Source organism: Magnetospira thiophila (genome assembly GCF_054657015.1).
Genome location: NZ_BAAHXF010000002.1, coordinates 521,638 through 535,106 on the forward strand (window position 1 = coordinate 521,638; position 13,469 = coordinate 535,106).

Sequence of the window (13,469 nt, forward strand, 5' to 3'; positions counted from 1 at the left end):
ATTCATCAAGGCCCCGTTTCATGTTGAAGGTCATCAAAGCCAAGCTGCATGGTATTCGCGTCACCAATGCGGATCTCAACTATCATGGTTCGATCACCCTCGACCCTGAACATTGTGCCCGCGCCGGGGTCATGCCGTTGGAATTCGTCGACATCTGGAACAAGAACAACGGGGCGCGCCTGAGCACCTATGTGATTTTGGGCGAGCCGGGGTCCCGCTGCTGTGTCCTCAACGGGGCGGCAGCGCGCTTGTGCCAGGTGGGGGACGAATTGATCGTCGCCGCCTCCCAGTATCTACCGCCGGCTCAGGTGCCGGATCAGCGTCCGCGCATTCTGACGTTTCTACCGGACAACCGGATTGATCAGGTGCTGGCCTATGAGGTCACCCGCAAATCCGATGGGACCATGGGGTTCGCCATTGTTGACGAACATACCCACGGCCCCGATGGCTGTCATACCTACACCAACGTGGATGTCACTTCGGTGCGCAACGACCTACTGGGTAAGGGATGGAGTGAAGACGAAGTGGAGCGGTTCTGTCAGAATCACTTCTCACTCTGAACATAGACGCTGGGGTCGACGTTCATCCAGGCAGCCCCGGCGGCGCGGGTGAGGGCGAAAATCGGGCAGCTCTCCCGGTGCGCCCCCGGCAGATAGCCGATACACATCAGAAATTCGTTGGTGATTTCGCCCCCGGTGAACTTAAAAATCTGCTTGAACAATTTGACCCAATCTCGCTTGCATAAAGGATGATGAGCCGCCAGCCACGCGGCAAACCCGTCATGGCTGGCGCGCATATTCTGGATCACCCGGGCATTGTGAATGAGGGCATCCACTTTCAATCCATTGCGGATAATCCGTGGATCGGCGAGCAGCCGTTGCCGGTCTGCTGCGCCATAGGACGCCACACGATCCACCTCGAATCCTTCGAAGGCGGCGCGCATACCCTCGCGTTTCTTCAGCACCAGTTCCCAGTTCAATCCAGCCTGAAAGATCTCCAGGCACAGAAGCTCGAACAGCGCCCGCTCATCGGTCTTGGGAAAGCCGTATTCTTCATCGTGGTAGCCCTGGTGCACCGGATGCCCCGGGGCCGCATCGCAGTACCAGCTCACGCCTGTTCCAGCTCCACCAGGGTGCCGTTGAAGTCCTTGGGATGCAGGAACAGCACAGGATTGCCATGTGCCCCGATTTTGGGGTCGCCGTTGCCCAGAACCCGCGCCCCCTTAGACTTCAGATGATCCCGCGCGGCCAGGATGTCGGTCACCTCGTAGCACACATGATGAATGCCGCCGGAAGTGTTCTTTTCCAGGAAATTGGCAATGGGAGAATCCGGCCCCATGGGGTGCAGCAACTCTATCTTGGTGTTGGGCAATTCCACGAACACCACGGTGACGCCATGTTCAGGCACGTCGTGCGGGGCCGAGACCTTGCCGCCGAGCACATCCCGATAGGTTGCCGTCGCCGCTTCCAAATCCGGCACGGCGATGGCCACATGATTCAGTCGTCCGATCATTGTTTTTCTCCCATTTCCCTGTTGCAAAACCCAAAGCTAGCAAGGACCGACGGGCCTTGAATGTCAAGTCAGTCCTTGCGATAGGGAGTGCCCTCGGCCAGTTCTACCATCTGCTCCTGGAGGGCTTGCCGTTCGGCCTCCAGATAGTGGCCAATGGCCTGCGCAAAACGCGGATCGGCGATCCAGTGGGCCGAGTGGGTCAGGTTGGGGCGGTAGCCCCGTTGAATCTTATGTTGGCCCTGTGCTCCGGCTTCAACCCGGCGCAAACCCTGGGAGATGGCGTAGTCAATGGCCTGATAGTAGCACATTTCAAAGTGCAGGAACTTGACGTCGTCCAAACATCCCCAGTTGCGACCAAACAAAGTGTCCCGACCACGCAGATTGAGCGCCCCGGCCACCGGTTGCCCGTTGCGGAATCCCATCACCAGCACCACCCGGTCGGCCATCCGTTCGCCGAGCAGGGAAAAGAATGTCCGGTTGAGATAGGCAGAGCCCCATTTTTTGTCCGAGGTGGACAGGTAGAATTGATAAAAGGCGTCCCAATGGGCCTCTTCGAGGGCGTTGCCGCTGAGAAGGCGAATGTCGATATCGGTTTCGGCGACCTGTCGGCGCTCCTTGCGGATCGCCTTACGCTTGCGTGACGACAGGGTCTCCAGAAAGTCGTCGAAATCGGCATAGCCTGGGTTGTCCCAGTGGTACTGGATGTCCAGGCGCGGCATGAATCCCTGCGATTGCAGGCTTGACTGCTGGGATTCGGAGAGAAAATTGGCGTGGATGGAAGAACATCCCTGTTGCTCGGCCAGTCGAATCATCCCGGCGGCCAACAGCGCCGACAGACTCTCCGGCGCGCCCGGTCGCCGCATCAGGCGCGGTCCGGTGGCGGGGGTGAAGGGCACCGCACAGAGCAGCTTCGGGTAATAATCCTGTCCCGCCCGGCGGTAGGCATCGGCCCACGACCAGTCGAACACATACTCGCCGTAGGAATGACCCTTGAGGTACAGCGGCGCACAGGCCTGAACCTGCCCCGTTTCGTCCTCGACGGTCAGATGACAGGGGGCCCAACCGGTTTGCGGACGCACCGAGCCGCTGTCTTCCAGGGCGCTCAGGAAAGCGTGTGATACGAAAGGATTGTCGTCCCCGGCACAGGCATCCCACTGGGCCGCCGGAATATCACCGATGCGGCCATGAACCTTCAGCGGGAGAGCGTCGTTTCCGTCGGGCATAAGGGAAAGATGAGTATGCAAACCGCTTGATGCAAGACGGCCTATGCAATCTCCACCAGGGCATCCACCTCCACCGGCACGTCGAGGGGCAGGGACGGGCAGCCGACGGCGGCGCGGGCATGGCGTCCGGCGTCTCCGAATACCGCGACCATAAGGTCCGAGGCCCCGTTGATGACCTTGGGGTGATCGGCAAAGTCGGCCGTGCAGGCAACGAATCCGCCCAGCCGCACCACCCGCTTGACCCGTTCCAGGTCCCCGTTACAGGCCGTCTTGACCTGGGCAATGATGTTGATGGCGCAGAGCCGCGCCGCCGCGATGCCGTCTTCCAGTGAGACACCGGCCCCCAATTTGCCTTTGAAGGCCACCTGGCCGCTCTGGATTGGCACCTGACCCGACACCACCACCAGATTGCCGGTGACCACGAAAGGCACATAATTGGCCACCGGGGCGACGGCTTCGGGGATCTCCAATCCCAGATCCTGGAGTCGTTGAGCGACGGTGGCGGTCATGGCGGGACTCCTCAATCCTGGGAAAAAAGGCGGGCCGGAAGAATGGGCACGGTGCTGATGCTGTTTTTCGGTGAACCTTCAATGATTTTGTCCGAATAGACAAGGTAAATCAACACATTGCGTTTGCGATCCAGGAACCGCACCACTTGCAGCTTCTTGAACAGGAAGGAGCGCCGTTCATGGAACACCGAGTCGCCGTCCTTCAGATTCTCGGGCAGGGTGATCGGCCCCACCTGACGGCAGGCAATGGCGGCATCGGAGGTGTCTTCAGCCAGCCCGACCATGCCCTTCAGGCCGCCGGTTTGGGCCCGCGAGATATGGCAGGTCACGCCGGGCACTTCGGGATCGTCGAAGGCCTCGATACAGATTTTGTGGTCCGGGCCGAGCAGCTTGAACACCGTACTGACACAGCCGATTTCCTCGGCTTGTCCGGGAGTGCCCCAGGTCAGGGCGAGCAGGGCGGCGGCAAAAAGAATTCGCATGGTCCGACTCCGTTGGGTCACGGGAGACAGACTCCTAACAGACTCCCATGACCGAATGAAGGCGGGCCGCCGACAAAAAAAACGCGGACCCGCAGGCCCGCGTCTCAAGGTATGCAGGGGGGAGGATGTTTTCTCCCCTGCTTGGAAAGGGTTAGGAGCAGCCCGAGGTGGAGCCGCAGGTCATGCATTTGAGGCAGGTGCCGTTGCGCACCAGGGTGAAATTGCCGCAATTCTCGCAGGCATCCCCCTCGTAGCCCTTCATGCGGGCCTCGCGCACCCGGTCCATACCGGAGTCGCCTTCGGTGGAGAGGCTGGTGGTGGAGTAGCTGTCGCCGCCCACAGCCAGACCCAGGCCGCCACCGGCGGAGGCCAGACCGACGGCAGCCTGCGCCGCTTCGGCGACGACCTGTTCCAGCTTGTCCTGCTTGGAGCCGTTGACCACAAAGAAGTTCTTGCGCACATAGCCGGTGCTGGCCAGTCGCGCCACCTGCTGCATGGTATCGGCCTGCTCGGTGGATTCCGCTTCCTCGGGCAGGGTGCCCTCGGCCTTGTCCCCGCGCCCGAGGGTGTCGGGCATCAGGTCGGCCATTTCCACATGGGCCAGATCCTCGCGGCCCAGGTAGGCAATGGCCAGTTCGCGGAACATGTAGTCGAGCAGCGAGGTGGACATCTTGATGGCATCGTTGCCCTGGACAATGCCCGACGGTTCGAAGCGGGTGAAGGTGAAGGCCTCGACGAATTCCTCCAGCGGCACCCCATATTGCAGGCCGATGGAAATGGCGATGGCGAAGTTGTTCATCATCGAGCGGAAGGCCGCGCCTTCCTTGTGCATATCGACGAAAATCTCGCCGATGGTGCCGTCCTCGTATTCGCCGGTGCGCAGATAGACCTTGTGGCCGCCGACGATGGCTTTCTGGGTATAGCCCTTGCGCCGCGAGGGCAGGGGGCGACGGGTGGCGATGCTGCGCTCGACGATCCGTTCGACCACCTTTTCGACCTTTTCCACCTGAGTCAGGGGAACCGCCGCCTCTTCCATGTCGTCCACGTCTTCCAGCACGCTGGACTGCAACGGCTGCGACAGCTTGGAGCCGTCCCGATACAGGGCGTTGGCCTTCAGACCCAGACGCCAGGACAACATGTAGGCGTCCATGCAATCCTCGACCGTGGCGCTGTTGGCCATGTTGATGGTCTTGGAAATGGCCCCGGAGATGAACGGCTGGGCGGCGGCCATCATGCGAATATGGCTGTCCACCGAGAGCATCCGTTTGCCGACTCGCCCGCACACGTTGGCGCAGTCGAACACCGGCAGGTGCTCGTCCTTCAGATGCGGTGCCCCTTCCAGGGTCATGGCCCCACAGACGTAGGTGTTGGCCGCCTCGATCTGCTTTTTGCTGAAGCCCAGATGGGTCAGCATGTCGAAGCTCGGGTCGTTCAATTGTTTGGTGGTGAGCCCCAGGGTTTCGGTGCAGAACCGCTCGCCGAGCGTATAGCGGTTGAACACGAAGCGAATGTCGAAGGCATCCTTGAGCGACCCTTCCAGGGCTTCCAGCGCGTCGGCGGTGAAGCCCTTCTCGCGCAGGGCCGCATGCCCAATGGCCGGCGAGCCCTTGATGGTGCCGTGACCGACTGCGTAGCGGATGATGTCGTCGATCTCGTGAGCCTCGTACTTGAGATGCTCCAGGGCCTGCGGCACCAGACGGTTGATGATGCGGAAGTAGCCGCCACCTGCCAATTTCTTGAATTTCACCAGGGCGAAGTCGGGTTCGATACCGGTGGTATCGCAATCCATCACCAGCCCGATGGTGCCGGTGGGGGCGATGACCGAAACCTGGGCATTGCGGAAGCCATGCCGCTCGCCCCACTGGGTCGCCTCGTCCCAGGCCCGCTTGGCCGATTCCACCAGCAGCGGATCGGGGCAGTTGCGGGCATCCAGAGGCACCGGCGTTACCGCCAGATCCTCGTAGCCTTTCTGCTCCCCATAAGCCGCCCGGCGATGGTTGCGGATGACCCGCAGCATGGCCGTGCGGTTGGCCTCATAGCCCGGGAACGCCCCCATTTCGCCCGCCATTTCCGCCGAGGTGGCGTAGGCGATGCCGGTCATCAGGGCGCTGATCGCCCCGCACAGGGCGCGACCTTCCACCGAGTCGTAAGACAGCCCGGTGGACATCAGCAGGCCGCCAATATTGGCGTAGCCCAGACCGAGGGTACGGAACTCGTAGGACCGTTTGGCAATGTCGGCGGCCGGGAACTGAGCCATCAGCACCGAAATTTCCAGGGTGATGGTCCACAACCGCGCCGCATGTTCAAACGAGGCGGTATTGAAATCGCCGCTCTCGCTGCGGAACGCCATCAGGTTCAACGACGCCAGATTGCAGGCGGTATTGTCCAGGAACATGTACTCGGAGCAGGGGTTGGAGGCATTGATGCGCCCCGATTCCGGACAGGTATGCCAGTCGTTGATGGTGGTGTCGAATTGCAGGCCCGGATCGGCGCAGGCCCAGGCCGCTTCGCCGATTTGCTGCCACAGGTCGCGGGCCTTGACGGTGCGGGCCACCTCGCCGTCTTTGCGACGGATCAGTTCCCATTCCCCGTCTTCCATGACCTTTTGCAGGAATTCGTTGGTGATGCGCACCGTATTGTTGGAGTTCTGACCGGACACGGTGGCATAAGCCTCGGAATCCCAATCGGTATCCATGATCGGGAAGTGGATCTCGGTGAACCCCTGTTTGGCGAACTGGATGGTGCGCTGGATATAGTTTTCGGGAATCTGCACCCGTCGGGCGGCCAGGATGGCCTTCTTGAGCAGCTTGTTGCGGCGCGGGTTGTGACGGTCGCCTTCGCAACAGGCCATATCCTCTTCGTTGGCGGCGCAGGCTTGCAGGATCAGGTTCAGATGTTCATGGGCCAACCGGGAACCGGCCACAAGGGCGGCGACTTTCTGTTCCTCGCGGACTTTCCAACTGATGAACTGCTCGATATCCGGATGATCCACGTCGACGATGACCATCTTGGCGGCGCGGCGGGTGGTGCCGCCGGACTTGATGGCCCCGGCCGCCCGGTCGCCGATCTTCAGGAAGCTCATCAGGCCGGAGGATTTGCCGCCCCCGGAAAGCGCCTCGTTCTCGCCGCGCAGGCGGGAGAAATTGGTGCCGGTTCCAGAGCCGTATTTGAACAGTCGCGCCTCACGCACCCACAAATCCATAATGCCGCCTTCGTTCACCAGATCGTCTTCAATCGACTGAATGAAGCAGGCATGGGGCTGCGGATGCTCGTAGGCCGACTTGGACTTGACCAGCTTGCCGGTGGTGAAGTCCACATAGGAGTGACCCTGCGCCGGACCGTCGATGCCATAGGCCCAATGCAGGCCGGTATTGAACCACTGCGGCGAGTTGGGCGCACCGACCTGGGCGCAGAACATATGGCGCATCTCATCGAAATAGGTGCGGGCGTCGGCCTCGGAATCGAAATAGCCGCCTTTCCAGCCCCAATAAGTCCAGGTGCCGGCCATGCGGTCGAACACCTGCTTGGCACTGGTCTCGCCGCTGAAACGCTGGTTTTCGGGGAACTTGGCCATCGCCTTGGAGTCGGGCACCGAACGCCACAGCCAGGACGGAACGTCGTTTTCCTCGACTCGGGTCAGGGCAACAGGAACACCGGCTTTGCGGAAGTATTTCTGCGCCAATACATCACAAGCGACTTGTGACCATTGGGCCGGGACTTCAATTTCCTCCGCATGAAACACAACTGTTCCATCCGGGTTCCGAATTTCACTTGAAGCTTTCCTGAACTCAAAGGAGTCGTAAGGAGACTCGTCGACCGTCGTGAAGTGTCGCGTAATGCGCATTACATCCCCGCTTTTGAAATCTGTTATCCCAAGCAACCCGGATCACAGGCTCCCGAAACCAGGGAAAATCCTTTGATCCGCCAGACCCAGATTATGCGGGTCCGAGATCGAAGCGCGCCCCCTATATTATGTGTTCGGCTCCGCTCGACGGGGCAAAATGTAGCGGAGCCGAATTCCGCCTGCAACCATATTTTGGGGCTTGTTGCGGAACAATCACACCACATCATGTGTTTTATCGGTCAGAAAAGGCTTGCTTTACGTATTGGTAATATATGGCGACTCCGATATGGACCCGATGGGGCGGGAGTCGGAGGCGGAAAATTCGCTCTTTGGTCTCAAGTGAAGCCGAATTCTGACTCTTTGGAATCAGATCCGACAGATGAATTTTTTTTTTACAGTTCACGTGCTGCGGACAGGGTTTGTCCCGAGACGACCTCCTTATATAAACGTATAGCCACTGAATATTGTCGATGTCTAATATTCGCAATTAATAATTAAAAATCGGCGGTCATTTTTGATCTATGTCAATAAGCGGCGATGCGGCTGAGTTAGCCTATCTCACTGCCTGAAGCAGAAGAATCCGCGATGAGCGGGTCGAATGTTTTTTCGCCAAGGTGTGTCTTTGTAGGGAATGGCGAAGGGCAAAGTCGGGCGGGGGGTTGACGTCGATCGGGGAGTCCCGGAGGTCGCTGCTTTCTAAAGAAAGCTGCTGTTTCCCTGGGTATTCTGCCTTATCCGCGAGTGCCTTCCGTCTTGGTATGGAAGTTTAATGCCACCAACCGGATGGGGGTTTTCATGTTGAACAGATTAATTAGGACCGGACTGATGTGCGTCGGCTTGGCCGTCGTCTTCGGATTCGGCATGACGACCGATGCGGAGGCCGCCCGGCCTTCGGGTGTCATCGGCAAGGATTGGGGTAATCCCAAGGGGTTGATTTGCGTCGATTGCCATCGCAAGGAAAGCCCGGGCTTGGTCCAGCAGTGGAACGACAGCCAGCATGGTCAGTCGGGCGTCAACTGCCTGGATTGCCACGCGGCGAAGCCGGACGACAAAGACGCCTTCATGCACGAGAATTTCCTGATTTCGGAGCTTGTGACGCCGAAGGATTGCTCTCAGTGCCACGAGACCGAGGTCAACGAGTTCCAGCGGTCTCATCATGCGTCGGCGGGGGAGATCCTGGCGTCTCTCGATAACCTCTTGGGTGAAGTGGTCGGTGGACCGGCTGCGGTGAACGTCGGCTGCCGTCAGTGTCACGGCGGGGAAGTCGAAATTCAGACCACCGGCAAGATGAAGGGGCATCCGACCCCGCAGACCTGGCCCAACACGGGTATTGGTCGGTTGAATCCCGATGGGACGCGCGGTTCCTGCACGGCTTGTCATGGTCGCCACGGCTTCTCCAAGGCTCAGGCTCGGACTCCTGACACCTGTGGCAAGTGCCACATCGGTCCGGATCATCCGCAGATCGAAGTCTACAACGAGTCGAAGCACGGCATCATCTATCGGGCCAGCGTCGATAAGATGAATCTGGGTTCCGACAAGTGGGTTGCCGGTGTGGACTATGTCGCCGCGCCGACCTGCGCCACCTGTCACATGTCTGCCGCCAAGGGCCTGAAAAAGACCCACGACGTCGGCGAGCGTATTTCCTGGAACCTGCGGGCTCCGATCTCCAAAAAGATCAACCTGATCCGTTTGGACAACGGGCATCAGTACGATGTGGGCACCTCCGATCTCGCGTCCCTGCCGAAGGTGGGCGACAAGCCCGATCATCCGAAGGCCAAGGGCGGAAAGGTCACCGAGGTCATGACCTGGAAAGACCGTCGCGAAAACATGCAGGCGGTTTGCTTCTCCTGTCATGGCGGCAGCTTCGTCACCGGCTTCTACAAGCAGCTTGACGATCTGGTCGATCTTTACAACGAGAAGTTCGCCAAGCCGATCGCCGCGATCATGGGCGACCTGAAGAAGATGGGCAAGATCACCCCCGAGCCGTTCGACGAGCAAATCGAATGGACCTGGTGGGAAATCTGGCATCACGAAGGTCGTCGTGCCCGTCACGGGGCTTCCATGAGTGGTCCGGACTATGCCTGGTGGCATGGTATCTATGACGTCGCCAAACACACCTACATGAAGTTCATTCCTGAACTGAAGGAAGTGGCTGGCGAAAAGGATGCCGAAATGCTGCTCGACAAGTACTTCCGTCCCATCGAAGGGCACGACTGGTACTTCAACGGCATGGGCAAGGACGCCCTGGATAAGGTGCGGAAGGGTTACGAAGCCCGCTACGGCAAGGGTTCCTTGAAGTAGTCCGCTCCTCCGGTTGGCCTGTTCCCGGTCGGCAGATTGTCGGCCGGGAACAGGACCGGACTTTCCAATGTTGTGACCAGGGAGACTCCCAATCATGGGACTTATTCACCACAGGCTTCGTCGTTTCGCCATGGCGGCTGTCGTCGGCTTTGCCGTCGTCGGGCTGGCGCAAACGGGGATGGCTGCCACGGAGGATGCCAAAAAGCTCGTCGCGGAGGGTCAGACCTTTTGGGAGCAATCCCAGCCCGATCAGGCCGAGGCCAGCTTCAAGGCCGCTCTCAAGGCCGATCCGGCATCCTTGGATGCCCATCTGAAACTGGGGGGGCTGTATCTTTCCCGCCAGGACTACGACACGGCGATCGGACATTTTCAATCGGCCATCGGCCTGGACCCCTCCAACGGCAAGCTGTTTGCCGTTCTCGGGATGGCCTATCTGCATTCCAACCGGACTCCCTTGGCTCAGGCAGCGTTGCAGGAAGCCTTGCGTATCGACCCGGAACTGAAGGCCGCTCAGGAACTGATGAAAATGGTGGAAGCTCGTCTCGAACGGGAAGCCATGCCCGCCGATCAGAGTCCCCCGCACTTCATGCCCAAGGATGACACCACATCTGATTCGCCGGTTTCCGCGCCTGCCGAAACCGGGACAAAGTGAGAGGAATTGCCATGACCAGGACATTTGCCATTTCGCTGGCCATCAGCAGTGCCATGGCGCTGACTGCCCCGGCGATGGCCCAGGGGCCCAGCGGGGCCATGCTGGCCAACACCTGCGCAGGGTGCCACGGCACCAACGGTTCCAGCGTCGGTCCGGCGTCACCGAACATCGCCGGATTTACCAAGACGTACTTCATCCAATCCATGATGGACTATAAGAGCGGTGCCCGCTCGGCGACCATCATGGACCGCATTGCCAAGGGATATTCCGACGCGGATATCGCGGCCATGGCCGACTTCTTCAGTCAACAGACTCTCGCTCCCGGCATGCAGGCCACCGATGACAGCAAGTCGCGTGAGGGGCTGCAACTGCATGAATTGTTCTGCGAGAGCTGCCACAAGGACAAGGGCCGGGCCAATGGTCAGGGGCCGCTGCTGGCGGGTCAGATGATTCCCTATGTCAAATATTCGTTGGAGGATTTCCTCGGCGATGAACGTCCGGGACCGACGAAAATGAAACTGGCGATCCGTCACATGCATTCGCTGTTCGGCGAGGCGGGCGGGGATGCCTTGGCCCAATATTACGGCAGCTTGAAATAGGGAGGGGGCCATGAGCACTCTGACACGTCGAGATATGCTGCGCCTGACGGGCGCGGCGGTTGCCACCAGCAGCATCGTGGGCTGCAATGCCTCCGCGGCGTCCAAGCGGGTGGTGGTGGTCGGTGGCGGCACCGGTGGGGCCACGGCCGCCAAATATCTGCGGATGGCCGATCCGACCATTCAGGTCACCTTGATTGATCCGCAGAGCACCCACTATAACTGCTATCTCTCCAATGAAGTCTTGAGTGGGGAGCGCACCATTGAGCAGCAGGGAGTCGGTTACGACGGCCTGAAGGCGCATGGTGTGATCGTGGTGCATGACATGGTCACCGCCATTGATGCGGATAAGCAGGAAGTGGTGACCAAAGGCGGCGACAAATTTGCCTTTGATCGCTGCATCGTCTCTCCGGGCATTGATTTCAAATGGGAAACCATCGGTGGCTATAATGCCGAGGTGGCCGAGACCATTACCCATGCCTGGAAAGCCGGCCCGCAGACGGTGACCCTGCGCAAGCAGCTGGAAGCCATGCGTGATGGGGGAACGGTGCTGATCGTTGCACCGCCAAATCCGTTCCGCTGCCCGCCCGGGCCGTATGAACGGGCCAGCCAGATCGCCATGTATCTGCAACGGCACAAGCCCAAGTCCAAGGTCCTGATTCTGGACCCCAAGGACGCCTTCTCCAAGAAAGGGTTGTTCGAGCAAGCCTGGACACGTCTCTATGGCTACAAGACCGACAACAGCCTGATCAAGTGGGTGCCCGCGGCTGAGGGCGGCAAGATCGTGGCCGTCGATGCCAAGAACATGACCCTGGAAGGGGATATTGATACCTTCAAGGGCGACGTGATCAATATCATCCCGGCGCAAAAAGCCGGCAAGGTCGCCTTTGCTTCCAACCTCACTGAAGGCGATTGGTGCCCGGTTAACAAAAAGACCTTCGAGTCCACTCTGGTGCCGAAGGTTCATGTGATCGGCGATGCCAGCAGTGCGGCGACCATGCCCAAATCCGGCTATTCGGCCAATTCGCAGGCTAAGGTCTGTGCCTCGGCGGTGATGCATCTGCTCAACGGCATGGACCCGGAGACCCCGGCTTATGTCAACACCTGCTACTCCATTGCCGGACATGACTATGGATTCTCCGTGGCCGCCGTCTATCAGTTGGACGAGGCCAAGAATCAGATCGTCGGTGTCGAAGGTTCCGGCGGTCTGACTCCCATGGACGCCAGTGCCAAGGCGCTCAAGCGCGAAGTTTCGTTTGCCCGTAGCTGGTACGACAACATCGTGCACGACTCTTTCGGCTGACGCGCTCCATGACTCTCTGAAACAAACTGAAGGGGGAAGCAGCCTATCGCTTCCCCCCTTTTTTTGTCTGCCCGGCATGACCACGGCTTGCTTGTGTTGACGGCATCGAAATGCCATATTGCCTGCGGCCTGCGACGGGCCTTGATGATGCAATGGAAGGATCGGCAGCCCCATGATAACCGGCACCTTGATCTATACGTGGTTCAAAGGCGAACAGGTCGGCAAAGACCAGTACGGCAACCGCTATTTCCGCAATCGCAAGAAGCTGCAAGGCCGGGAGCGCCGCTGGGTGATGTACAAAGGCGCCAATGAAGCCTCCAAGGTGCCGCCGGAATGGCATGCCTGGCTGCATCACACGGTCGATGAACCGTTGAGCGACGCGGCTTCGGATTCCGAGGCTTGGCAAAAGGATCACCTGCCCAATCTGACCGGGACGACCTTTGCCTATGTCCCTCGGGGGCATGACCTGACGGGAGGCAAGCGGGCCAAGGCGACGGGCGATTATCAGCCCTGGACGCCGGAAAGCAACTGATCCGGATTGATTATGCAGAGTCGCAGCAAGGAACAATGGGTGGGGGCGCTGGCCCTGGGCGGACTGGCGCTGATGCTGGCCTTGTCCTATGGGCGAGGGCAGGCCAAGCCCAGCGGCGGATACGAGGTGGCCGCCGCCTTCAATCGGGTGGATGGTCTGGCAGTGGGCGATGAGGTCACCTTGGGCGGAATCAAGATCGGCAAGGTCGCCTCGCAACGGCTGCAGAAGGGCACCTATCGCGCCGAGCTGGTGCTGCTGATTGATGATCACGTGGTGTTGCCCCGCGATACATCGGCCGCCATTCACACGGACGGTCTGTTCGGTTCGAAATTTGTGGTCCTCGAACCGGGCGGTGATATGGAACCCCTGAAAGCCGGAGATTCCATCGGCTTCACCCAGGAATCCATGATTGTCGAGGACCTCTTGGAGATGATCATCTCGCAGGGAAAATCCAAGCGCGGCATGCCCAACGACGGCGGCAAGTGAGCCGCTGGCAGCCTACAGAATAAAGGATC

General features: G+C 59.7%; 13 protein-coding genes. 7 read left to right on the forward strand and 6 right to left on the reverse strand.

Going from position 1 to position 13,469, the window contains the following annotated elements:
- Window positions 1-20 precede the first annotated feature (20 nt).
- Window positions 21-560 (forward strand): aspartate 1-decarboxylase, encoded by a 540-nt coding sequence (panD, locus tag ACYQ1P_RS12105; protein WP_460020608.1) that lies wholly within the window; start codon window positions 21-23, stop codon window positions 558-560.
- On the opposite strand, the gene ACYQ1P_RS12110 is transcribed toward panD, so the two are convergent.
- The 6 genes from ACYQ1P_RS12110 to ACYQ1P_RS12135 form a co-directional block, all read right to left on the reverse strand.
- The gene (locus ACYQ1P_RS12110; protein WP_460020609.1) at window positions 545-1,111 is read right to left on the reverse strand and encodes a DNA-3-methyladenine glycosylase I; all 567 of its coding nucleotides are present in this window, start codon (window positions 1,109-1,111) and stop codon (window positions 545-547) included. The two genes, panD and ACYQ1P_RS12110, sit on opposite strands and share 16 nt — an antisense overlap.
- Window positions 1,108-1,512 carry a methylmalonyl-CoA epimerase gene (gene mce, locus ACYQ1P_RS12115; protein WP_460020610.1) on the reverse strand — a complete coding sequence of 135 codons (405 nt, stop codon included), beginning with the start codon at window positions 1,510-1,512 and terminating at the stop codon, window positions 1,108-1,110. The genes ACYQ1P_RS12110 and mce overlap by 4 nt, the downstream gene beginning before the upstream one ends.
- 68 nt (window positions 1,513-1,580) lie before the next feature.
- Window positions 1,581-2,735, reverse strand: coding sequence for a GNAT family N-acetyltransferase (locus ACYQ1P_RS12120; RefSeq protein WP_460020611.1), 1,155 nt, complete (start codon window positions 2,733-2,735; stop codon window positions 1,581-1,583).
- A 41-nt stretch (window positions 2,736-2,776) separates the two neighbouring features.
- Complete coding sequence (locus tag ACYQ1P_RS12125) at window positions 2,777-3,244, reverse strand: RidA family protein (protein WP_460020612.1); 468 nt, start codon at window positions 3,242-3,244, stop codon at window positions 2,777-2,779.
- 11 nt (window positions 3,245-3,255) lie between these two features.
- Complete coding sequence (locus ACYQ1P_RS12130; protein ID WP_460020613.1) at window positions 3,256-3,726, reverse strand: CreA family protein; 471 nt, start codon at window positions 3,724-3,726, stop codon at window positions 3,256-3,258.
- A gap of 151 nt (window positions 3,727-3,877) precedes the next feature.
- Window positions 3,878-7,570, reverse strand: coding sequence for a vitamin B12-dependent ribonucleotide reductase (locus ACYQ1P_RS12135; RefSeq protein ID WP_460020614.1), 3,693 nt, complete (start codon window positions 7,568-7,570; stop codon window positions 3,878-3,880).
- Window positions 7,571-8,395: 825 nt separating this feature from the next.
- Here ACYQ1P_RS12135 and ACYQ1P_RS12140 point away from each other — a divergent pair.
- The 6 genes from ACYQ1P_RS12140 (at window position 8,396) to ACYQ1P_RS12165 (ending at window position 13,440) form a co-directional block, all read left to right on the forward strand.
- Complete coding sequence (locus ACYQ1P_RS12140) at window positions 8,396-9,871, forward strand: multiheme c-type cytochrome (RefSeq protein WP_460020615.1); 1,476 nt, start codon at window positions 8,396-8,398, stop codon at window positions 9,869-9,871.
- Between the two features lie 94 nt (window positions 9,872-9,965).
- Window positions 9,966-10,523, forward strand: a complete 558-nt coding sequence (locus ACYQ1P_RS12145) for a tetratricopeptide repeat protein (RefSeq protein WP_460020616.1) — start codon at window positions 9,966-9,968, stop codon at window positions 10,521-10,523.
- 11 nt (window positions 10,524-10,534) lie between these two features.
- Window positions 10,535-11,122: a c-type cytochrome gene (locus ACYQ1P_RS12150; protein ID WP_460020617.1), complete on the forward strand. Its 588-nt coding sequence runs from the start codon at window positions 10,535-10,537 to the stop codon at window positions 11,120-11,122.
- A 10-nt stretch (window positions 11,123-11,132) separates the two neighbouring features.
- On the forward strand, window positions 11,133-12,422 hold the full coding sequence (locus ACYQ1P_RS12155; RefSeq protein ID WP_460020618.1) for an FCSD flavin-binding domain-containing protein: 1,290 nt from the start codon (window positions 11,133-11,135) through the stop codon (window positions 12,420-12,422).
- 172 nt (window positions 12,423-12,594) lie between these two features.
- Window positions 12,595-12,954: an NADH:ubiquinone oxidoreductase subunit NDUFA12 gene (locus ACYQ1P_RS12160; RefSeq protein ID WP_460020619.1), complete on the forward strand. Its 360-nt coding sequence runs from the start codon at window positions 12,595-12,597 to the stop codon at window positions 12,952-12,954.
- A gap of 12 nt (window positions 12,955-12,966) precedes the next feature.
- Window positions 12,967-13,440 carry an MlaD family protein gene (locus ACYQ1P_RS12165; protein WP_460020620.1) on the forward strand — a complete coding sequence of 158 codons (474 nt, stop codon included), beginning with the start codon at window positions 12,967-12,969 and terminating at the stop codon, window positions 13,438-13,440.
- The last annotated feature ends 29 nt before the right edge of the window (window positions 13,441-13,469 follow it).